At 69.4% G+C, this 23103-nt stretch carries 15 protein-coding genes; 4 read left to right on the forward strand and 11 right to left on the reverse strand.

Annotation, left to right across the window (positions count from 1 at the left end; translation table 11 throughout):
* Positions 1-61: 61 nt before the first annotated feature.
* Positions 62-1081, forward strand: a complete 1020-nt coding sequence (locus WFJ97_RS07865) for a hypothetical protein (RefSeq protein WP_336641059.1) — start codon at positions 62-64, stop codon at positions 1079-1081.
* An 82-nt stretch (positions 1082-1163) separates the two neighbouring features.
* Here WFJ97_RS07865 and WFJ97_RS07870 read toward each other — a convergent pair whose 3' ends face one another.
* From WFJ97_RS07870 to recQ, 5 genes are all read right to left on the reverse strand, one after another.
* A complete protein-coding gene (locus WFJ97_RS07870; protein WP_336641060.1) occupies positions 1164-3224 on the reverse strand; it encodes an acyl-CoA dehydrogenase family protein in 2061 nt (686 codons plus the stop codon).
* A 34-nt stretch (positions 3225-3258) separates the two neighbouring features.
* A complete protein-coding gene (locus tag WFJ97_RS07875) occupies positions 3259-4329 on the reverse strand; it encodes an HTTM domain-containing protein (RefSeq protein WP_336641061.1) in 1071 nt (356 codons plus the stop codon).
* Positions 4326-5138 carry a DUF5819 family protein gene (locus WFJ97_RS07880; protein WP_336641062.1) on the reverse strand — a complete coding sequence of 271 codons (813 nt, stop codon included), beginning with the start codon at positions 5136-5138 and terminating at the stop codon, positions 4326-4328. The genes WFJ97_RS07875 and WFJ97_RS07880 overlap by 4 nt, the downstream gene beginning before the upstream one ends.
* Before the next feature lie 82 nt (positions 5139-5220).
* Complete coding sequence (locus WFJ97_RS07885; protein WP_336641063.1) at positions 5221-10071, reverse strand: choice-of-anchor G family protein; 4851 nt, start codon at positions 10069-10071, stop codon at positions 5221-5223.
* Between the two features lie 310 nt (positions 10072-10381).
* On the reverse strand, positions 10382-12433 hold the full coding sequence (gene recQ, locus WFJ97_RS07890; RefSeq protein ID WP_336641064.1) for a DNA helicase RecQ: 2052 nt from the start codon (positions 12431-12433) through the stop codon (positions 10382-10384).
* 294 nt (positions 12434-12727) lie between these two features.
* On the opposite strand from recQ, the gene WFJ97_RS07895 reads away from it, so the two are divergent.
* Together WFJ97_RS07895 and WFJ97_RS07900 are read left to right on the forward strand one after the other, a co-directional pair.
* A complete protein-coding gene (locus WFJ97_RS07895; protein WP_336641065.1) occupies positions 12728-13030 on the forward strand; it encodes a GNAT family N-acetyltransferase in 303 nt (100 codons plus the stop codon).
* Positions 13027-13944 carry a pirin family protein gene (locus WFJ97_RS07900; RefSeq protein WP_336641066.1) on the forward strand — a complete coding sequence of 306 codons (918 nt, stop codon included), beginning with the start codon at positions 13027-13029 and terminating at the stop codon, positions 13942-13944. Before WFJ97_RS07895 ends, WFJ97_RS07900 begins: the two co-directional genes overlap by 4 nt.
* A 15-nt stretch (positions 13945-13959) precedes the next feature.
* On the opposite strand, the gene WFJ97_RS07905 is transcribed toward WFJ97_RS07900, so the two are convergent.
* The 6 genes from WFJ97_RS07905 to WFJ97_RS07930 all read right to left on the reverse strand — a co-directional run bounded on the left by WFJ97_RS07905 (position 13960) and on the right by WFJ97_RS07930 (position 20365).
* Positions 13960-15417, reverse strand: a complete 1458-nt coding sequence (locus tag WFJ97_RS07905) for a sodium/solute symporter (RefSeq protein WP_247623562.1) — start codon at positions 15415-15417, stop codon at positions 13960-13962.
* Entirely contained in the window at positions 15414-15788 is a 375-nt protein-coding gene (locus tag WFJ97_RS07910; RefSeq protein WP_336641067.1) for a heavy metal transporter, read from the reverse strand. The genes WFJ97_RS07905 and WFJ97_RS07910 overlap by 4 nt, the downstream gene beginning before the upstream one ends.
* Positions 15785-16504 carry a LytR/AlgR family response regulator transcription factor gene (locus WFJ97_RS07915; protein WP_336641068.1) on the reverse strand — a complete coding sequence of 240 codons (720 nt, stop codon included), beginning with the start codon at positions 16502-16504 and terminating at the stop codon, positions 15785-15787. Before WFJ97_RS07915 ends, WFJ97_RS07910 begins: the two co-directional genes overlap by 4 nt.
* Positions 16505-16513: 9 nt before the next feature.
* On the reverse strand, positions 16514-17695 hold the full coding sequence (locus tag WFJ97_RS07920) for a sensor histidine kinase (RefSeq protein ID WP_247633012.1): 1182 nt from the start codon (positions 17693-17695) through the stop codon (positions 16514-16516).
* A 146-nt stretch (positions 17696-17841) separates the two neighbouring features.
* A complete protein-coding gene (locus WFJ97_RS07925; RefSeq protein ID WP_336641069.1) occupies positions 17842-18081 on the reverse strand; it encodes a YbdD/YjiX family protein in 240 nt (79 codons plus the stop codon).
* A gap of 1 nt (position 18082) precedes the next feature.
* Entirely contained in the window at positions 18083-20365 is a 2283-nt protein-coding gene (locus WFJ97_RS07930) for a carbon starvation CstA family protein (protein ID WP_247623567.1), read from the reverse strand.
* A gap of 183 nt (positions 20366-20548) precedes the next feature.
* Between WFJ97_RS07930 and WFJ97_RS07935 the strand changes: the two genes are divergently transcribed.
* Positions 20549-23098 carry an excinuclease ABC subunit UvrA gene (locus WFJ97_RS07935; RefSeq protein WP_336641070.1) on the forward strand — a complete coding sequence of 850 codons (2550 nt, stop codon included), beginning with the start codon at positions 20549-20551 and terminating at the stop codon, positions 23096-23098.
* Positions 23099-23103 lie beyond the last annotated feature (5 nt).

Raw genomic sequence — 23103 nt, forward strand, 5'->3', positions numbered from 1 at the left:
GTCTTCCGCGCAACGCCCCCGAGTCGATACGGTGAGCACGAGACTCTGGAGGGGAAGTCCCATGTACCGATCGTCCGCGCTCGCGCGTGTCCTGACCGTCATCGTCGCCGTGGTTCTCGCGCCCGTCGGCGCCGGACTCCTCGCCGGCGGGGGCCGGGTCTGGATGTCCTCGGTCTTCCAATACGCCCGTGAGCTCGACCTCGCGGAGCTGGCCGGACCGACCGCACTGCAGGTCCTCGGCATCCTGCTGCTCGTCGCCGTGGTGGTCACGGGGATCTGGAGCTCGGCGGGGCTCATCGCGGTCGGCGTGCTCTCCCTCGCACCGATCGTCTTCGCGATGTTCCCGGCCGCGCTGATCACCTCGCAGCGCGCGGTCCGCCTCCCCCTCGAGTGGACCGACGGCATCATCTACGGCGTGCCGCTCGTGCTCTTCCCCGCCCTCGGAACGATGGGGGTGGTCCTGGCCCTCGCGCGTCGACGCCCCGAGACCAAGGGTGCGAGCCTCGGCATCGTCGGCGGCATCCTCGCCCCTGTCCTGCTCGCTTTCGGCGCGGGACTCCTCGCCTGGGGGATCGGAACCGGGATGCTGTACGCCTACCAGCGCTTCGAGATGGCCGTGCAACCCGTCGCCGTGGCCTCGGTGCTCGGTGGGGTGATCCTCGTGGTGATCGGGATCGCGGTGACGCGCTGGTCGCCGTTCGCGCTCCTGCTGCCCGCGCTCGCGCTTCTCGTGGTCAATGCGCTCGTGCTTCTCCCCGACGTGTTCTTCCCTGCGCTCTTCCAGTTGCCACGGGAGATCAGCAGCACGCTCCCGGCCCTTCTGCTCTTCGGCACCGGCACGGCAGCGGCTTTCTTGTACCTCTCTTATACGTTCGTGCTGCAACGGGTGCGCTCGCGGGCGCAGCAGACCCCGGCAGCCCCGGTCGCGGCTTCGTCGTCCGGGCAGCTCCCGGGCCAGCATCCGATCTATCCGCCGTCGCCCGCGCAGTACTTCCCGGGCACGGGGATGGGTCCCGCGGCGCACTCCCCGGCGATTCCGACCTACCCGCCCGCCCCGGGCACCGGGCCGACCCGTTCATAACTCCGGAAAATCAACGAAAAGGGCCCGATCACGCCGATCGGGCCCTTTTCCATGCAGTTCCTCCGGAGTTGTGAACCCCGGCTCAGTGCTTCTTCGCGGCGCGCAGCGCCTTCTCCTGGATCGGAGCCTCGCCGGAGGCTGCGAGGTCGGCGTAGTACGCGCGCGCCTCGTCCTGCCGGGCCTTCTCCGCACCCGAAGCGATCGGTGCGCGCACGTGCTCGGGCTCGTAGCCGAACGCGTTCACGAGGTCGAGCGCGTGCGGCCGCAGGCGGGCGCAGAGCCGGTCGATGTAGCTCGACACCGCCGCGGCGCGCTGCGTCGACAGACGCCCGTTGATCAGGTGCCAGGCGAGGTGCTTCTCGATGAGCTGCAGGCCGAAGAGGTCGCGCAGCCACGTGAGCACGGCCTTCGTCTGCTCGTCCTCGACGGTGTGCACGGCATCCGTGAACGCCTCCCACTGCAGCAGCTCACCGTGAGCGCGGGCCGCTTCGATGAGCTCGGCCTGGTTCTCGTTGAACAGGCGGGCGCCGAGCGCCTTGTCCTTCGCACCGGGACGCAGTCGGTTCGCGATGTCGGCCACCATCTGCTGCACGCGCTCGGTGAGCAACTGGTGCTGCTGCTCCTCGCGCAGTCCGTTCTCGACCGACCGCGAGACCTGTCCGAGGTCGGCGACCGACTGACCGAACTGGCGCAGTCCCGCACCGTGGAAGAGCTTGCCGGCGGTCATCCCCACCGCGTACTTGGCGAGGGCAGCGGCATCCTTGCCCTTGAACTGGCGCGCGTAGTCGGTGAGCAGGCGCTTGCCGACGAGCTGCAGCAGCACGTTGTTGTCGCCCTCGAAGGTGACGTAGATGTCGAGGTCGGCGCGCAGTCCGACGAGACGGTTCTCGAACATGAAGCCCGCACCGCCGCACGCCTCGCGCGCCTCCTGCAGCGTGTCGAGCGCATGCCAGGTCGACAGCGGCTTGAGCGCCGCGGCGAGGGTCTCGAGGTCTTCGCGGTCGTCGGGGGTGTCGGTGCGCCCCGAGAAGACGCCGTCGAACTTCCGCAGGAACTCGTCGTGCGCGAAGATCTGCGCGTAGGTCGTGGCCAGGCGCGGGAGCAGGCGGCGCTGGTGCTTGCCGTAGTCGAGCAGCACGACCTCCTGCCCGTCGACGCCGTCGAACTGGCGGCGCTGGGTCGCATACGTGATCGCGATGTGCAGGCCGAGGGCGGATGCCCAGGATGCCGCACCGTCGAGCGAGACGCGCCCCTGCACGAGGGTGCCGAGCATCGTGAAGAAGCGGCGACCGGGGCTGTCGATGCCGCTGGTGTAGGTGCCGTCAACGGCGACGTCGCCGTACTTGTTGAGCAGGTTGGTGCGCGGGATGCGCACCTGATCGAAGCTCAGGCGCCCGTTGTCGATGCCGTTGAGTCCGCCTTTGAGTCCGTCGTCCTCACGGCCGATGCCGGGGAGATCGACGCCATCGTCTCCGCGGAGCGGCACGTAGAAGCAGTGCACGCCGTGGTTCACACCGTTCGTGATGAGCTGCGCGAACACGGTCGCGGCGATGCCGTGCAGACCTGCGTTGCCGAGGTACTCCTTGGTCGCCCCGCGGAACGGGGTGTGGATGACGAACTCGCAGGTTTCGGGGTCGTAGGTCGCGGTGGTGCCGACCGCGGCGACGTCCGATCCGTGGCCGATCTCGGTCATCGCGAACGCTCCGGGAATCGAGAGGTCCATGATGCCGGGCAGCCACTTCTCGTGGTGTTCCTTCGTGCCGAGCTGCAGCACGGCCGATCCGAAGAGGCCCCACTGCACACCCGACTTGATCTGCAGGCTGGGATCGGCGACGACGAGCTCTTCGAAGCCCGCGATGTTGGCGCCGTTGTTCTCCTCGCCGCCGAGCGACTTCGGGAACGCCCGGTGCACGGCCTTCTTCTCGACGAGCAGGTGCAGCTGGCTGAGCACGCGCTCGCGGTGCTCGTCCTTGCCGAGGTCGTCCTGCCGCCAGAAGGCGGAGTCCTTGATCATCTCGCGGGCCTCGCGGCGGGTGTCGCCCCAGGTCCCCAGCAGGAGATCGTTGACGCGGGCGACATCGATGGCGGGGCTGGTGGCCTCGACGATCGGGGTCTTCGTGGTGCGGACGGCGGCGTCGACCATGAGCATTCCTCTCGGAGAAGAAGGTGGAGTGCTCTTATCGTAGAACTCCGACAACTTCGGGCGAAGTCACCTGTGCATCCTCTCCAACGACCTGTCGGGATGTGCCCGCGTCGGGTTGTCGGTTGCTCACAGTCCGGCGTCGCTTCCACCTCCGCACGACCCAGAGCTGCACCTTGCGCCAGGTCACGTCGCGCACGAAGATCATGTCGCTGAAGATCATCACGAGCGAGAAGAACGGCAGCGACATCAGGATGCCGATGCCCGCGTGCATGCCCGTGATCGCGATCAGTCCGAAGATGCGCGTCCACCGGTTGAGGAGCGTCAGCGGGAAGAGCAGTTGCATGTAGACGCTCAGCCAGGAGGCGATGAAGATCGCCGGGGTCACGTGCCAGGCGATCTCGTTGAGCCAGGGGAACAGGATGAACTGCTCGAGACGCAACGGGTAGTAGGCGGCGATGCCCTCGGTCCACATCGACCCCTGCAGCTTCCACAGTGCGCTGGTGATGTAGACGATGCACAGCTGCGCGCCGATGAGGATGACGGCGATGTTGTTCGACAGCACCGGCACCCAGCGCGGCAGCATGTGGCCGCGGAACGAGAGCGGATGCTCGTCACGGGTGATCCGTCGACGGCGCGCATCGAGCGACCAGCGCCGCGACGTGTCGGCGAGCAGGAGGAAGAGGAGCATCACCCGGAACGTCTGGTAGTGCCCGGTGTTGAGCACGAGCGGGTTCGTCGACGCGTAGCCGAGCCACAGCACGACGAAGAGCGGCGCGATGATGCGCATCCGCCAGCCCAGCAGGTAGGCGACCGCGACCGCGAGCAGCAGGGCGAGCTTGAGGTAGGTGAACCAGTCCGGATCGCTGCGCGAGAACAGGATCGAGATCGGCCAGATGTAGGTGTTCACCCCGCTCGGTCGATACAGCGACTCTCCCCAGCGCGATCCTTCACCGAAGGTATAGGAGTAGTCCGGCAGATAGAGCAGGATGCTGACGATCGTGAGTCCCGCGAAACCGATGCGCATCACGGCGAGGCCGTAGGTCGCGTGCCGGCGATCGAGCAGCCAGTGGAGCAACGAGTCCCAGAGTCGGGTGACCGTGTTCATTCGGCATCCTCCTCGTCGCCGGTCAGCGAGCCGGTCACGCCGGCCGCTTCGGCCCAGTGGAGGAATGTGCGGGCGAACGCGTCTTCGCTCTGCTGCGACCAATCGAGCACGGGGCGCCAGCCCAGCTGCGTGTAAGAGGAGTCGGGGCGGACGGCATCCGGGTCGTTGCGGTCGTCCCACCGGATCACCGGACTGTAGACCGACCGGGTCTGCACGGCGAGGATCTCGCCGTCGTCGCCCCAGAGTGCGCGCGCCGCCTGCGTCGCGTACGACGTCGTGTAGTTCGTGGCGCGGATGAAGGAACGCACATCGCCCGTGTTCGCATCGTCGGCCGCGAGCAGAGCCTCGTTCAGTTCGGCCAGGTCAGGGCTCGTGTGGAAGTTCTCCTCGACGACCGCCTTCTGCGCCTCGGTGAGCTTGCCGAACGAGGTCATGAGCTGCTCCGCACCGATCACCGTGAGCTGCTTGCGCAGCACGCGGCGGTACGGTTCGGCGAGTTCGATGGCCGTGACGTCGACCCACTTCGTCTCGACCCGCTCGCCGTCCGGCGTCTCGACCCACGCCCGCACCCAGAGGTTGCGGTCGGCGCTGGCCGGGTCGGGGGCGAAGATCCGGTAGTCCTGCACGAAGTAGGGCCGGATCCAGGCATCCGCCGCCCGACCGGGCAGCGCCTCGTATTTGACCTCCGTCGACGGGACGTTGAACACGGCGGTGAGAGCGATGTGGACCGCCGCCAGGAGGAGCGCTGCCGCGCTGGCGACTTTCGCCGCCTTCGGAATCGGCTGCGCTCTCGTCGACGTGTGGGTCATCTGCGTCCTCTGCTCGGCCTGCTGCGGAGACGTACGGCGGCACCCGAGCCGGGGGATCCCGGGTGCCGCCGATCGTGATCGGTCACGTCTTCGACGTCACCGACATCCGCCTCCTCCGCGCGCCGGCCGCGAGGGCCGCACCGGCCAACAGGAACGCCAGGCCCCAGACCAGCGACGGTCCGGATTCCGCACCCGTGGTCGCCAGACCCGACGGGGTCACTCGGAACTGGATGGAGACCGATCCGGACTCCGCTCCGGTGAGCGTCACGGTGTGGATGCCGAGATCCTGCGTTGCCGGGATCGTCCAGGTGAACGTCACCTGGCCGGCCGCGTTCGCGACCTGCGTGCCGAGGTTGAGCGGCGCGGACTGCATGACGCCCGTCACCACCTCACCCGGCCGGAACCCGGTTCCCGTCGCGGACTGGGACTCGCCCTGTGCGCGCTGCGGGTAGAGGATCGTGATCCCGAGCTCGGAACCCGGATCGGTTCCGGTGTCCGTGCCCGTGTCGGTTCCCGTGTCGGTCCCGGTGTCCGTACCCGTGTCCGTGTCGGTGCCGGGGTCAGCACCCGGATCCGTGTCGGTGTCGGTTCCCGGATCCGTGTCCGTAGCGGTGTCCGTGTCCGTACCCGTGTCCGTACCCGTGTCGGTATCCGTACCCGTGTCGGTATCCGTAGCCGTGTCCGTGTCCGTACCGGTGTCCGTGTCCGTACCGCTGTCGGTGTCCGTACCCGTGTCCGTGTCCGTACCGGTGTCGGTATCCGTACCCGTGTCCGTACCGGTGTCCGTGTCCGTACCCGTGTCCGTGTCCGTACCCGTGTCGGTGTCCGTACCCGTGTCCGTGTCCGTACCCGGGTCCGTGTCGGTGTCCGTACCCGTGTCCGTGTCCGTGTCGGTGTCCGTACCCGTGTCCGTGTCCGTACCCGGGTCGGTATCCGTACCCGTGTCCGTGTCCGTACCCGTGTCGGTATCCGTACCCGTGTCCGTGTCCGTACCCGGATCGGTGTCCGTACCCGTGTCCGTATCCGTACCCGGATCAGTGTCCGTATCCGTACCCGGATCGGTATCCGTGTCGGTACCCGGATCGGTGTCCGTACCCGTGTCCGTGTCGGTACCCGTATCCGTGTCCGTACCCGTGTCCGTGTCGGTACCCGTATCCGTGTCCGTACCCGTATCGGTATCGGTACCCGTATCCGTGTCCGTACCCGGATCGGTGTCCGTGTCGGTGCCCGGGTCCGTCACCGGATCGGTGTCGGTTCCGGTGGCCTCGACCACGAGGTCGGCCTCCACGGTGTTGCCGTTCACGTCCTCGCCGACCACCGTGTAGTCACCCGGCTCGGCCGTTCCCGGAACCGTGAGCTGCGTCCCCGCGGGCACCACGCCGTTCTCGTCGGTCTCGACGGTGACGGGAGCACCCACCGGGTCGCCCGCAGCGTCCTCGATCTGGAACGTGACGTCGGTCAGCGGCGGCCAGCCGTCAGAGGTGACCGTGGTCGCAGCTCCCGGCGCGACCGGGCTGGTCACGTCGAGCGTCGGCGCGAACGCCTCCACCGTCACGTCTCCCTCACCGGTGTTGCCGTTCTCGTCGGTCCCGACGACCGTGAAGGTGCCGGGGTCGGCATCGGCCGGAACCGTGATCGTCGTTCCGGGCGGAACGTCGCCGTTCTCGTCGGTCGTGACGATGACGGGCTCGCCCACGGGGTCGCCGTTCTCGTCTTCCAGCTGGAACGTGACCTCCGTCAACGGCGGCCACCCACCCGACGTGATCGTCGTGGGCTGCCCCGGCTTCACCGGCCCCGAGAGCTCGACGGACGGGGTCCAGGCCTCCACCGTCACATCACCCTCACCCGTGTTGCCATCCGCATCCGTGCCGACCACCGTGAAAGTGCCCGGATCCGCGTCGGCCGGAACCGTCAGCGTCGTCCCCGCGGGGATGTTGCCATCGGCATCCGCCTCGACCGTGATCGGGTCACCGACCGGGTTGCCGTCGGCATCCTCCAGCTGGAACGTGATGCTCGCCAGCGGCGGCCACCCACCCGACGTGATCGTCGTGGGCTGCCCCGGCTTCACCGGACCCGAGAGCTCGACGGTCGGGGCCCAGGCCTCCACCGTCACATCACCCTCACCCGTGTTGCCATCCGCATCCGTGCCGACCACCGTGAAAGTGCCCGGATCCGCGTCGGCCGGAACCGTCAGCGTCGTCCCCGCGGGGATGTTGCCATCGGCATCCGCCTCGACCGTGATCGGGTCACCGACCGGGTTGCCGTCGGCATCCTCTAGCTGGAACGTGATGCTCGCCAGCGGCGGCCACCCACCCGACGTGATCGTCGTGGGCTGGCCCGGCTTCACCGGACCCGAGAGCTCGACGGTCGGCGTCCACGGCTCCACCGTGACCGTCGCTTCCGCGGTGATCCCTTCGACGCCGGTACCGACGACCGTGTAGTCGCCCGGCTCCGTGCCGCCGGGAACCGTGAGTACGGTCCCTGCGGGCACGTTGCCCTCGGCATCCGTCGTGACCGTCACCGGAGCACCGACGGGCTCACCCTCGGCGTCTTCCAACTGGAACGTCACCGACGTCGCCGGCGGCCATCCGACCGACGCGATCGTCGTCGCCTGACCCGGCTTCACCGGACCCGACGCCTCGACGGACGGGGTCCACGGAGCCACCACGAGCGGCCCCTCGGCCGTATCGCCCTCGCCCTCACCGACGACGACGTAGTCGCCCGGGTCGGTCGAGATCGGGACCGTGAGGGTCGTGCCGGCCGGGATGTTGCCGTCGATGTCGGTCGTCACCGTGACCGGGTCGCCGACGGGATCGCCGGCCTCGGTCTCGATCTGGAACGTGACGTCGACCGCGGCGGGCCACCCGCCCGACGCGATCGTGGTCGTCTGGCCCGGCTTCACCGGACCGGATGCCGTCAGCTGCGGCGTGCCCGGAACGGCGAGCACCGTGACGGTGCCCTCGGCCGTGTTTCCGAACTCGTCCTCACCGGCGACCGTGTAGTCGCCGATCGCGGACCCGGCCGGAACCGTCAGCGTCGTGCCCGCGGGGATGTTGCCGTCCTCGTCGGTCGTCACCGTCACCGGGGTGCCGACAGCGGCGCCGGTGGGGTCTTCGAGTTCGAAAGTGACCTCGGCCTCGGCGGGCCAGCCGCCCGAGGTGAGCGTCGTGGACTCTCCGACCGTGATCGGACCGGTCGCCGAGACCGTCGGCGTGTAGGCCTCGACCACCAGCGGCGCTTCGACCGTCTGATCACCGGCGGAGGCCGTGATCGTGTAGTCGCCGGCTGCCGCCGTGGGCGGAACCGTCAGCGTCGTTCCGGCGGGGAAGTCTCCGTCGCCGTTCGTCGTCACACTGATCGGATCACCGACCGCCGTTCCCTCCGCATCGGCGAGCTGGACGCTCACGGCGGTGTTCGCCGGCCAACCGCTGGAGGTCAGCGTGGTGGGCTGTCCCGGTTTCACCGGACTCGTCGCCTCGAGCAGAGGAGCGAGCGCGTTCGGCCCCGCTTCGGCTCGAGCGAGCACGAGCGTGCCCACCCCGCCTCCGCCGGCGATCGCGCCGACCGTGAGGACGAACGCCTCCTGGCTGTAGATCGGGCCGTTGTCGGGCTGCACGTTACCGCGGAGCGAGACGACGCCGTTGAGCAGGCTGACCGCCGGGCCGATCGCGGTGACGATCCCCGTGACCGCCGTTGTCACGGTGGGCACGACGGTGTTGACGACACCACCCGGTCCGAGCAGCACGGTGTTGATCGGCGTCGCCAGCGCTCCGAGGAGCGTGGTCAGCGGAATATCCACCGGGGCGCCCAGCGCCTTCACTGTGAGGGGAGCGACCGCCGTGCCGGCCACGACGCTCGCTAGCGTCTGGTTCGTCATGTTGATGGTGATGCCGGTGCCCAGGTCGGGGAAGCCGGTGGAGCAGGTCGGCCCCGTACCGGCGAGGCAGATCGCCGCGGTGATGGTGAGGGTCGCCGCGTTGAGGGTGCTCGTGAGCGTGGTCTGCACGAGGCCGGGAACCGTGTTGAGCAGGGTGCCGACGCGCGTGATCAACGCGTTGAGCACGGGTGCGGAGAGCACCTCCTCGTTGACTCCGAGGTTGTTCAGACCGTGGCCCGTGGCGCTCGTGAGCAGCGCATCGAGGTTGGCGCTGACCACGCCCGTGCGCAGGTTCACGCTCACGACACCGTCGGTGAGCGGTGTGTCGAGGATGGTGTTGATCGCCGTGTTCACCTGGGTGGTGATCGTGATGTTGAGCCCCGGGTTGCCGAGCAGCGGCCCGAGCGCCCCGTTCACCCCGGCGAGGGCTCCGGCCAGAAGACCGTTGGGTCCGGTGAGGGTGTTCACCGCCGCATCGACGGTCGAGACCACACCTCCGGGTCCCGTCAGGGTGGTCGTCAGACCTGTCACAGCAGGCAGTTGCAGCGTGAGGTTTCCGCCGGCGACGTTGTAGTCCCGAGTGACGGTTCCGTCGGCCGCGAGGGCCACCTCGGCGCTGATCGCTCCGAGCGACACGTCGAGATCGCCGACGACGCTGGTCACCGTCGAGCCGAGCAAACCCTGGAGGTTGAGCGAAGCATTCGCCGGGTAGGCCCCGGTGCCGGTCGTATCGACCACGCCGTTGTCGGCGACCGCGCCCGTTACGGCACGGCTCGAACCGTCGGGATTCGATACGGAGTACTGATTCACCGCCCCGAGAGACAGGAAGTTCGAGAGCGCGGGAACGCTGAGTCCGCTCGGGATGCCGATGCTCAGCGCGTTCAACGCGGTGAGGTTCAGCGCCCCGGTGGAGACGTTCGGTTGCCCGGTCGAGCCGTCGTTGGTCGTCTGCACCCCTTGCAGCGCCACGACGTCGTCGAGCGGTAGCCCGCCGAGCAGAAGACTGCCCGTGAGGAATCGCGAACTGGAGGCAGACTCGTCCCCTGGAGCTGCCACAGCCGCTGTCGGGGCGATGACGCTCCCGACCACCACTGCACTGATTGCTGCTACTGCGAGGATCCTGCTTTTGGGCAGAGTCCTCCTTCGTGTACCGCTCATTTGCCCTCCCGTGATGTCGAACTCAGTTCGTCGTCACTAGGCCCCCCCAGGAACCGGCTTCTTTACCGGTCAGGCGCAAGTAAGAGTGTTTCTACGGGAGATTTCGATGGTTGTCTAGGCGTTCAGCGAATTCCATTTCGAGAATATTCGGGGTCGCGAAACGTCATTGTTCGCCCCGTGTCATCGATGGAGACGCTGGGGGAGAGGATCAGTTGGCGGCGATCACCGAGAGCACGGCGTCGCCGTAGTCATCGCGCTTCTTCGCTCCGATACCGCTGATGCCATCGAGGTCGGCGAGGCTCGCCGGGCGGTTCTCCGTGAGGGCTCGAAGCGTGGCGTCACTGAACACCATGTACGCGGGTCTGCCCAGTTCACGAGCGGTTTCCGCACGCCAGATCCGGAGGGCTTCGAAGAGTGGCCGGTCGTCGGCATCCACCGAATCCGCGGCGGTCGCCTTGCGTGCGCGCGTGGCCGTCGCACGCCCGATCGTGTCTTTGCGCAGGGGCACGGCGGTATCTCCGCGCAGCACTCCGGCGGCCTGTTCGCCGGGCGCGAGGGTGCCATATTCCCCTTGCGCCATGAGAATGCTCCGGGCGAGAAGTTGGCGAACCACACTGCGCCAATCCTGATCCGAGAGATCGGACCCGATGCCGTAGGTGGCGAGCTTGTCGTGGCCCTGTTGGCGGATTCGTTCGGTCGACGCGCCGCGGAGGATGTCGATCAGGTGCCCCGCGCCGAAGGCCTGGTTGCGCTCGCGCTTGAGGCGCACGATCGTCGAGAGCAGCTTCTGGGCGGGGACGAGTCCGTCGAAGGTCTCGGTGTCTTCGAGGCAGGTGTCGCAGTTGCCGCAGGGCTGCGACTCCTGGCCGAAGTAGCCGAGCAGGTTCTGCCGGCGGCACTCGACCGTTTCGCACAGGGCGAGCATCGCGTCGAGGTGCTGTCCCATGCGCATCTTGAAGGTGCGGTCGCCGGGGCTCTGGTCGATCAGGCGCCGCTGCTGCACGACATCGCCCAGGCCGTAGGCCATCCAGGCGACGGACGGCTCGCCGTCGCGCCCCGCCCGGCCCGTCTCCTGGTAGTAGCCCTCGACCGACTTGGGCAGGTCGATATGAGCGACGAAACGCACATCGGGCTTGTCGATGCCCATGCCGAAAGCGATCGTCGCCACCATGACGACGCCGTCCTCGCGCAGGAACCGCGACTGGTTGGCGGCCCGCACCTCGGCGGGGAGCCCTGCGTGGTACGGCAGGGCGTCGAGGCCCTGCGCGGCGAGATACGTGGCGGTCTGCTCGACCGATTTGCGGCTGAGCGCGTAGACGATTCCCGCGGGACCGGTGGCCGCGCCTTCGGCGGACTCCTGCGACTTGATGAAGGTGACGAGCTGCTTGCGCGGGTCGACCTTCGGCACGATCCGGTACTGGATGTTCGGGCGATCGAAACTGGCGACGAAGTGCTGCGCGGTACCGAGCTGAAGACGCTCCGTGATCTCCTGGTGTGTGGCGCGGGTGGCGGTGGCCGTGAGCGCCATGCGCGGAACCCCAGGGAACCGCTCGCCCAGGTCGCCCAGCGCGAGGTAGTCGGGGCGGAAATCGTGCCCCCACTGCGACACGCAGTGCGCCTCGTCGATCGCGATCACGCTGAGGGTGCCGCGCTGGAGGAGCGCCGTGGTCTGCGCGTTCGACAGACGCTCGGGGGCGACGTAGATGACGTCGAGCTCACCCGCGATGTAGGAGCGCTCGACCTCTGCACGCTCCTGCGGCGACTGCGTGGAGTTGAGGTAGGCGGCGTTGACGCCGTTGGCGCGCAGCGCGTCGACCTGGTCGTGCATGAGAGCGATGAGCGGACTCACGACGAGTCCGGTGCCCTCGCGCACGAGCGCGGGAACTTGATACGTGATGCTCTTGCCGCCACCGGTGGGCATCAGCACCACCGCGTCGCCGCCGGCGATCACCTGATCGACGATCGCGGCCTGGTCGCCGCGGAAATCGTCGTAGCCGAAGACCGTGTGCAAGGCCTCGCGCGCGGTCGCGTATCGGCTCGGCGTGGCGCGGCGGGTGACGGGTGCGCTGCTCGGCCGCGGTGCGGATGCCGTCGACACCGGGGTCGTGGGGCCGGGGCCCCAGTCGAGGGGCGGCTCGAAACCGGCGCCCTGCGGCTCCCAGTCCATCGGCTCGGGCGGGGCGCTGGGCTCCCACCCGTCGTCGTAAGGCTCGTCGGCGTACGGCAGGTCCGCGTACGGGTCACGGGGAGTCTGCGGCATCCCTCCAGCGTAACGACCCCCGCCGACGCCGGCCCGCCCCTCTCCACAGGTCCGTCGCCGGGCGCGCGCGTCTCCGTATCGGAGGAGATCTCACGCAACGCAGGAGCGTTTCCCCGTCTTCGTCCTGCAGAACGTGCGATCTCCTCCGGAGCATGCGCCGTAACCCCACACCCTGAGGGGTCAGAACACGCCGCCACGGCCCCGGGGCGCGCGGCGTGTTCTGACCCCTCACCGGGTGAGCCGCGCTCCCCCGCGCGGGCGTAGGTTTGAACCAGACGCCCGAAGGAGCATCCGATGACCGACATCACCGTCACCCGCAACGACGACGCCTCCCGCTACGAGATCCGCAGCGGAGACCTGCTCGCCGGCTTCGCCGCGTTCGAGACGAAGCACGGTCAGATCCGGTTCACGCACACCGAGATCGACCCCGCGTTCCAGGGCCAGGGGCTGGCAGGCAAGCTCGCGAAGGCCGCGCTGACGGATGCCGCGGCGAGCGGCGACGCGATCGTGCCGCTGTGCCCCTACATCGCCTCCTACCTCGAGACGCACGAGATCCCGGGCGCCGAGATCCGCTGGCCGAAGCGACCCGGCGCATGATCGGCGAGCGGCGCATCGTCCTCGAACCCCGCGAGGTTCCCCTCGGCGGAGTCCGGGGCATGAACGTGCTGCGTGCGCTGCCCCACCGCAACCTGCCGACCATCGGCGCGTGGTGCTTCCTCGACCGCTTCGGCCCCGCCGACACCCGCATGCGCGTCGAGCCCCACCCGCACATCGGCCTGCAGACCGTGACCTGGCCGCTCGTCGGCGAGATCCGCCACCGCGACTCGCTCGGCAGCGATGCCGATCTGCGCCGCGGGCAGCTCAACCTCATGACGGCGGGCAACGGCATCTCGCACTCCGAGTACTCGATCGGCGACGACCCGATCCCCCTCGACGCCCTGCAGTTCTGGGTGGTGCTGCCGGAGTCCGCGCGGCACGGGGCCGCCGGCTTCGAACGCCACACCGAACTGCCCGGCCTGTCTCTTCCCGCCGAACAGGGAGCGGATGCCTCCGCCACCGTCGTTCTCGGCGAGTTCGCCGGCGTCCGTTCACCGGCGACCGTGCACACCCCGATCGTCGGCGCCGAGATCGTCGTGCCCGCGGGAACCCGCGTGCGGCTGCCGCTGCGCCCCGAGTGGGAGCACGCCGTGATGCTCGTCGGGGGCGATGCGCAGGTGGCTGAGCATCCGCTCTCTCTCAACGACACCCTCTATCTGGGCGACTCCCGCGACACGGTCACGATCGAGAGCGCCGAGGGCGCCCTGCTGTTCGTGCTCGGCGGCGAGCCCTTCGAAGACGAGATCGTCATGTGGTGGAACTTCGCGGGCCGCTCGCACGACGAGATCGCCGAGGCGCGCGAGGAGTGGGAGGCGGCATCCGCCCGCTTCGGAGAGGTCGAGGGGCACGACGTGCGCATCCCGGCTCCTCCGCTGCCACCCGTGCGCCTGATGCCTCGCAGCCGCAAGCTCTGACGCCCGCGGCATCCGTCACCCGCGCTCGGGGGTGTGCACGCGGGCGAGGAATCGGTCGGTGCGGGGCGAGGGCCCGCGCGGATCGAGCACCGACACGACGACCGTGACGACGACGGCGAGCGGGATCGTCCACGCGGCCGGCTGCGCGAGATACGGTGCGGCGATTCCGACCCCGTCGATCGCCGCGTGCACGAGCAACGCGAGCCCGCACGCGACCCCGCCGCTCACCATGCCGGCCACGGCCCCGCGCGCGGTGAGCCCGCGCCACCAGACCCCCAGCAGCACGACCGGCGACAGCGTGGATGCCGCGACGACGAACACCACGCCGACGCTCGCCACCAGCCCCGCCGGCACCGTGAGCAGCGCGATCGCGAGGGGCACCAGCGCGCACAGCAGCGCCGAGACGCGGAACGAGCGCACCGAGCCCGAGAAGACGTCCTGGCTGATCACCCCGGCGAGCGACACGACGAGTCCCGCCGACGTCGCGAGGAATGCCGCGAAGGCCCCGGCGACGATGAGGGCCGTCAGCAGCTCGCCGATGATGCCGGGGAACACCCGCGACGGCAGCTGCAGCACGACGGTGTCGGCGAGACCCGGCACCGCGAGGTCGGGGGCGGCGATGCGCGCCAGCAGTCCCATGCCGCTCGACACCGCGTAGAACGCGCTCACCATCGCGATCACGATCACGGTGGTGCGGCGCGCCGAGACGCCGGTCGGACTCGTGTAGAAGCGCACGAGCACGTGCGGCAGCCCCATCGTGCCCAGCAGCAGGGCGAGCAGGAGGGATGCCGTCTCATAGGCGTCGAACCCCGACGGGCCGGCCTCGGCGGGGAACACGAGCGCGGGGTCGAAGTCGTGCGGACCGCCGCTCAGCGCGAAGGCGATGAGGATGACCGGCACGAGGAGTGCGGTGAGTTTGAGCCAGTACTGGAACGCCTGCACGTAGGTGATCGCGCGCATGCCGCCCGCGGCGACGGCGGCGGCCACGAGCACCGCCACGGTCACCGCGCCCACCCACTCGGGCAGCCCCGCGACGACGACGAGGGTGATGCCCGCACCGTGCAGCTGCGGCACGATGTACAACCAACCGATGATGAGGACCGCCGCGCTCGTCACCCGTCGCGCCGAGGTCGACTCCAATCGGGCCTCGACGAAATCGGGGATCGTGTACGCCCCGCTGCGGCGCAGGGGTGCGGCGACGAACGCGAGCACCAGCAGATACCCCGCCGCGTAGCCGATCGGGAACCAGAACCCGCGCGCCCCGTCGAGCAGCACCAGCCCCGAGAGCCCCAGGAAGGTGCCCGCCGAGAGGTACTCCCCGCTGATCGCCGAGGCGTTCCACACTGGGCGCACGGTACGGGAGGCGACGAAGAAGTCGCTCGTCGTGCGCGAGATCCGCAGACCGTAGACGCCGATCAGCAGCGTCGCGACGACCACGAGCGCGACGCCGACGAGATCGAGGACCGCGTTCACTCGCGGTCCCGCAGGGCACGGTACCGGCGCTCGTTGCGCGCGGCGGTGCGCACGTAAAGCAGCGCGAACACGAGGATCACCGGATAGAACGCGAACGCCTGCAGCAGCCACGACAACGGCAGCCCCCACAGCACGATCCGATCGATCGCGGGGATCAGCGCGATCGTCAACGCCATCGCCAGCACCACCAGCACGAACCCGGCGATCGTGCCGAGGGCGAGCCGGAACTGGCTGCGCATCAGGGCGCGCGCGTACACGGCATCCGCTTCGTCGACCGGGGAGCCCGGCAGGGCGATCCCGCGCGTCGCCGTCGTGGGGCGGCGCGGCGCGGCATCCGCCGTCACCCGCACCCGCTTCGGCGCCTCGGTCACGGCATCCCCTCGCTGCGCACCAGCGCCTCGCGCACGGTCGGCACCAGACGCCTGCTCACCGGCAGCACGATCTCGCCCACCGACACCGACGGATCGGTGCCCGAGAGCCGGGCCTCGGTGACGGCGGACGCCCGCACCAGTGTCGAGCGATGGATGCGCAGGAATCCGGCATCCGCCCATCGCGCCTCGAGTTCGGAGATCGGGATGCGCACGAGATGCCCGGCATCGCCGTCGGCGTGGAGCCGCGAGTAGTCGCCCTGCGCCCGCACCCAGCGGATGTCGCTGCGGCGCACGAAGCGCACCGCCGAGCCGATCGAGACGGGCAGCACCTCGTCGTCACCCGCCGAGGGTGCGTCGCCGCGCTCGATCACCCGGTCGACGGCCTGCCGCAGGCGCGCGGCGCGCACGGGCTTGAGCAGATAGTCGGCCGCGCGCAGTTCGAAGGCCTCGACGGCGCGGGCGTCGTCGGCGGTGACGAAGACGACGGCGGGCGGCTCGGCGAGCGAGAGCAGCCCGCGCGCGAGTTCGGTGCCGAGCAGACCGGGCATGTGGATGTCGAGGAAGGCGATGCGCACGGCGCGCTGGGACAGCTGCCGCAGGGCGTCGGCACCCGTCGTGGCCGTGAGGATGTCGCCGATGCGCTCATCGGTGCGCAGCAGGTGCACGAGTTCGTCGAGCGCCGGTCTCTCGTCGTCGGCGACGAGCACGTCGATCATGGCCGCACCTCAGTCGTTGTCCGGGTCGTTCAGCGGTTGCGACTTGGGCACCCGCATGCGCACCAGGGTACCGGCGCCGGTGTTCGTCTCGACGACCAGGCCGCCGTCCGCCCCGTAGAGCTGGCGCAGGCGCGTATCGACGTTGCGCAGCCCCACGTGCAGGCCGTCGTCGGCCGCTGTGAGCGTGGAGCGCAGAGCATCCGGATCCATGCCGATGCCGTCGTCCTCCACCGTGATCTCGGTGTGCGTGCCCTCGTCGCGCGACGCGATCCGGATCTCGCCCCCGCCCTCGCCCGGCTCGAGCCCATGGCGCACCGCGTTCTCGACGAGCGGCTGCACGGAGAGGAACGGGATCACCGTCGCGAGAGTCTCGGGCGCGATCTGCAGCGTCACGCGCAGACGCTCACCGAAGCGGGCGCGCTCGAGCTCGAGATAGGAACGGATGCTCTCGAGCTCATCGGCCACGGTCGTGAACTCACCCTGTCGCCGGAACGAGTAACGGGTGAAGTCGGCGAACTCGAGCACGAGATCGCGGGCGCGGGCGGGATCGGTCGTGATGAAGGAGGCGATCGCCGTGAGGGCGTTGTAGATGAAGTGCGGCGAGATCTGCGCGCGCAGCGAGCGCAGTTCGGCCTCGGCGAGCTGGGTGCGCGAGGCGTCGAGTCCGCCCAGCTCGACCTGTGCCGCGCACCAGTCGGCGACCTCTTCGGCCGCCCGCACCAGCGCCGCCCGCACCGGGGCGGCGAACGCGACGACCACGCCGATCACGTGGCCGTCGACGACGATCGGCGCACCGACTCCCTCGAGATGGTCGTCGGCGGCCTGCGAGGGGAAGACCTGTCGGCGACCCGACTCGCGCACGCGGCTCGCGATCCGCACGGCCGCGGCTTCCAGCCCATCGGGCGCGCCGTCGAACGAGACGGTGTCGTCGGCGGCGACGATCGCGACCGCGGCACTGCCGAGCAGCACGCGCAGGTGCCGGGCGGCCTTCACGACCTCCGGAGCCGAGAGGCCCGCGCGCAGGTGCGGAGCGGCGAGACTCGCGTGATGCAGCGCCCGCAGAGCCGCCTGCTCACCCTCGCTGCCGAGATCGGCCGCGCCGCGCGCAAGACGGCGGGCGAGCAGCAGCAGCACCGTCAGCGCGATGCCGCCGAGCACGCCCAGCACGGCGGCGAGAACGACGTCGGTCATGTGATCAGCCTAGGCAGGGCGCCTCGTGGGGGACGCTTCGACAGGCTCAGCGACCCAGCCCTTGCGGGTCCCTGAGCCTGTCGAAGGGCCCCACCACGCACAACTGGGTGCCTGAGCTTGTCGAAGGGCGCCGCCGGGCGCACCGGTCAGCAGCACCGGGCGCCGGGGTTGCGGTCCTGGTCGTCCATGCGCTGACGCCAGAACTGGCGCTCGGTCATCGGGTCCTCGTCCGGATGATGACGACGGTGATGGGCGACGTAGGTCGCGTAGGCCGTGTCGCCCATCAGCGTCGTCATGTACCAGCGGATGCCGCGCCCGACCCGCGCCGCGGCACCGATCAGTGCACGCAACGGGGTGGGCACGGCATCCGCGTGATGGATCACCATGTCAGTGGCTCGAGACCTTGCGCTCATCGGCGAGGATCGGCTCCCACTGCTTCTCGAGCTCGCGCTCGTCGGCGTTGGGCAGGAATCCCGCCGGGGCGAACCGGCGCGAGGCGACCGGTTCGTCTTCGGTGTTCTCGCCGCCGCCGTTGCGGATCGCCTTGATGGTGACGACGATCGCCGCGATCATGACGATCAGCGCGAGCGTCACGAAGATGATCGAGAGCGTCCCCTGCACGGCCGTGTTGCGGATGACCGCCTCGAGCACCTCGCGTTCGCCGAGCGACGTGTCACCGGTGTTCAGCGCCTCGAGGTAGCGGAAGTGGTTCGCCCAGTATCCGATCGCCGGGACCGGCGAGAAGATCTTGTAGAGCGAGGCCGTGACCGTGACGACCGCGGTGAAGGCGAGCGGCAGGCCGATGATCCACAACCACTTGACGTAGCTGCGGCCGCGCTTGGCGACGATCGCCATCACCACGGCGAGCGCGATCGCGGCGAGCAGCTGGTTCGCGATGCCGAACAGCGGGAAGAACGTGTTGATGCCGCCGAGCGGGTCGGTGACGCCGAGGATGAGGATCGCTCCCCAGCCGGCCACCATGATCGCGGTGCAGATCCATACGCCGGGCCGCCACGAGACGTCGCGGAACTTCGGGAACCAGGCGCCGATCGAGTCCTGCAGCATGAAGCGGGCGACGCGGGTGCCGGCATCCACCGCCGTGAGGATGAACAGCGCCTCGAACATGATCGCGAAGTGGTACCAGAACGCCATGAGCGCCTGCCCGCCGAGCGCCTGCTGCATGATGTGCGCGAGGCCGAGCGCGAGGGTCGGGGCGCCGCCGGTGCGCGAGACGATCGACTCCTCGCCGACCGCCTGGGCTGTTCCGGTGAGCATCTCGGGGGTGAGGTTCACCCCCGTCAGACCCAGCGAGTTCACGAAGGCGACCGCGCCTTCGACCGTGCCGCCCGTCACCGCCGATGGCGCGTTCATCGCGAAGTAGATGCCCTGGTCGATCGAGATCGCGGCGACGAGCGCCATGATCGCGACGAACGACTCCATGAGCATGCCGCCGTAGCCGATGAAGCGAGTCTGACGCTCCTTCTCGACGAGCTTGGGCGTCGTGCCGGAGGCGATCAGGGCGTGGAAGCCCGACAACGCTCCGCAGGCGATGGTCACGAACAGGAAGGGGAAGAGAGGACCGGCGAACACCGGCCCCATGCCGTTCTCGCCGAAGATGCTGACCGCGGGCACCGTGATCTCGGGACGCACCAGGATGATCGCTCCGGCGAGCATCACGATCACACCGATCTTCATGAACGTCGAGAGGTAGTCGCGGGGAGCGAGCAGCAGCCACACCGGGAGCACCGCGGCGATGAAGCCGTAGATGATGATGCCCCACGCGATCGTGGTGCGGTCGAGGTGGAAGATCGCCTGGCCCCACTCGGTGCCGGCGACCCAGCCGCCGCCGATGATCGCGGCCATGAGCAGCACGAACCCGATGATCGAGACCTCGGTGACCTTGCCCGGGCGCAGGAAGCGCAGGTAGATGCCCATGAAGATCGCGATCGGGATGGTCATCGCCACCGAGAAGACGCCCCACGGGCTCTCACCGAGAGCGTTGACGACGACGAGCGCGAGGATCGCGACGATGATCAGCATGATCAGCAGCGAGGCGATGATCGCGGCGGTGCCGCCGATCCGCCCGAGTTCCTGGCGGGCCATCTGGCCGATGGTGCGGCCTCCGCGGCGCATCGAGAAGAACAGCACGGTGTAGTCCTGCACGGCGCCCGCGAGCACGACACCCACGATGATCCAGATCGTGCCGGGCAGGTAGCCCATCTGCGCGGCGAGCACGGGACCGACGAGCGGGCCGGCGCCGGCGATCGCGGCGAAGTGGTGCCCGTAGAGCACGCGGCGGTCGGTGGGGACGTAGTCCTTGCCGTCCTGCTTGACCTCGGCCGGTGTCGCGCGGCGGTCGTCGGGGCGGGTGATGTACTTCTCGATCACCTTCGAGTAGAAGCGGTAGCCGATCAGATAGGTGCAGACCGCCGCGAAGACGAACCAGATCGCGTTCACGGTCTCGCCGCGCACGATCGCGAGCATCACCCAGGCGACACCGCCGAGCAGCGCGATCGCCGTCCAGATCAGGATCTTCGGGAGGGTCCAGCGCCGGCTCTTCTCCTCGTGCTCGGGAGAGAGGGCGACGGGTGGGAGTTTCGGGTCGGTGACGATGATGGGCTCGTCGTCGACGGTTCCGGCGCCGCGTCGGCGCGACGAAGGTGCGGTCATGGGGTTCTCCTCGGGGTGCGCGTCATTGCGTTCCCCCACGCTAGGAAACGGGCGCGGGGGTCGAGGAGCGGGAGCGGATGCCGTGCGACGAGCGGCATCGACGATGCGACGAACGGATGCCGCGGCATCCGTTCCTGAACGGCACCCAGGGCGATGTCCGACGTCGCGGATACACTCGCGACAATGCCCTCCCCCTCTGAGAACGCACCCGACTCGTTCGTCCGCGTCCGCGGGGCGAACGAGAACAACCTCCGCTCCGTCGATGTCGACATGCCACGCGATCGGATCGTCGCGTTCACCGGAGTCTCGGGATCGGGCAAGTCGTCGCTCGCGTTCGGCACCATCTTCACGGAAGCCCAGCGCCGATATCTCGAGTCGGTGGCGCCGTACGCGAGGCGGCTCATCCAGCAGGGCCACGATCCGCACGTCGAATCGATCTCGGGCCTGCCCCCGGCGGTCGCCCTGCAGCAGCGGCGCGGCGCGCCCAGCTCGCGATCGAGCGTCGGCACCGTGACGACGCTGTCGAACTCGTTGCGCATGCTCTTCTCCCGGGCGGGCACCTTCCCGGAGGGCTTCACGACCCGCCTCGACTCCGATGCGTTCTCTCCCAACACCGTCGCCGGAGCCTGCCCGGAGTGTCACGGCATCGGCGTCGCGCACACCGTCACCGAGGACTCGCTCGTGCCCGACCCTTCGCTGAGCATCCGCGAAGGTGCGATCGCCGCCTGGCCGGGCGCGTGGCAGGCGAAGAACCTGCGCGACATCACGATCGCGCTCGGCTACGACGTCGACGTCCCCTGGCGGGATCTTCCCCGTGCCGATCGCGAGTGGCTGCTCTTCACCGACGAGCAGCCGGTCGTGCAGATCACCCCGCAGCGCGACCGCGTGGCCAAGCCCTACAACGGCATGTTCTGGAGCGCCAAGAAGTACGTCTTCCATACGCTCTCCGACTCGAAGAGCCAGATGATGCGCACCAAGGTGCTCCAGTTCGTGCGATCCGGGCCGTGCCCGCTGTGCGGGGGGACGGGGCTGCGGCGCGAGGCCCTGGCCGTCACGTTCGCCGGCCGATCGATCGCCGAGCTCAACGCTCTCCCGCTGACCGACCTCGCCGACGTCATCCGCCCGACGACGCAGCTCACCGAGGTCACGCCTGCGCTCCCCACCACTCTTTCGGGCGAGCGCACCGACGTCGCCGTCGCCCTCACGACCGATCTCCTCGCGCGCATCGAGGTGCTCACCGACCTGGGGCTCGGCTACCTGGGGCTGGGCCGAGCGACGACCACCCTGTCCCCCGGTGAGATGCAGCGGCTCCGGCTCGCGACGCAGCTGCGGTCGGGACTCTTCGGGGTGGTCTACGTGCTCGACGAGCCCTCGGCCGGCCTGCATCCCGCCGACGCCGAGCAGCTGCTCGACGTGCTCGCACAGCTCAAGCGCTCCGGGAACTCGGTCTTCGTGGTCGAGCACAACATGGACATCGTCCGGCACGCCGATTGGATCGTCGACGTCGGCCCCGGTGCCGGCGAAGGCGGTGGGCACGTCCTCTACAGCGGTGCGGTGCCGGGGCTCGCCGCTGTCGAGGCATCCGTCACCCGCCCGTTCCTGTTCCCCGAGGCGCAGGCGGCATCCGTGACGCGCCGCGACCGCCGCGAGGCATCGGCGTGGCTCACGGTCGAGGGCGTGAGCCTGCACAACCTCGCCGACATCGATGCATCCGTCCCGCTCGGCACCCTCGTCGCCGTGACGGGTGTCTCGGGGTCGGGCAAGTCGACACTCGTCAGTCGGGTGCTCCCCGATGTCGTGCGCACGCACCTGCGCGCGGACGACGCCCCCGACGAGATCGACGACGCCCCGATCGACGCCGGAGGCGACGACTCCCGACCGGCCGAGGCGACGGTGCCGGATGCGGGCGCCGACTCCCTGACGGTGCGCGACGTGCGCGGCCTCGAGCACATCGATCGTCTCGTACGGGTCGACCAGAAGCCGATCGGCCGCACACCGCGCTCGAACCTTGCGACCTACACGGGTCTGTTCGATGCCGTGCGTGCGGTCTTCGCCCGCACCGACCTCGCTCGCGAGCGCGGGTACGGCGCCGGACGCTTCTCGTTCAACGTCGCCGGCGGGCGCTGCGAGACCTGCCTCGGCGAGGGATTCGTCTCGGTCGAGCTGCTGTTCCTCCCCGGCAGCTACGGGCGCTGCCCGACGTGCGACGGCGCGCGGTACAACGCCGAAACGCTCGAGGTCACCTACGACGGCCGGACCATCGCCGACGTGCTCGCCCTCACCGTCGAGCAGGCATCCGAGGCGCTGGCCTCGATTCCGGCGGCGGCACGCAGCCTGCGTGCTCTCCTCGACGTCGGGCTCGGATACCTCCGCCTCGGTCAGCCCGCCACCGAGCTCTCCGGCGGCGAGGCGCAGCGCATCAAACTGGCGACCGAGCTGCAGCGCGTGCGCCGTGGCCACACTCTGTATCTGCTCGACGAGCCGACCACCGGGTTGCACCCCGCCGACGTGCAACGGCTGCTCGCGCAGCTGCATGCGCTGGTCGACTCCGGCGACACCGTGGTGGTCGTCGAGCACGAGATGGACGTCGTCGCTGCGGCGGACTGGATCATCGACCTCGGGCCCGCCGGTGGCGACGCGGGGGGCCGCGTCATCGCGGCCGGAACCCCGGAGCACGTCGCGCAGAATCCCGCGAGCCGCACGGCGCCCTACCTGGCCGAACGCCTGCGCTGACCACC

This window comes from Microbacterium sp. USHLN272, assembly GCF_037149655.1.
GTDB classification, from domain to species: domain Bacteria; phylum Actinomycetota; class Actinomycetes; order Actinomycetales; family Microbacteriaceae; genus Microbacterium; species Microbacterium galbinum.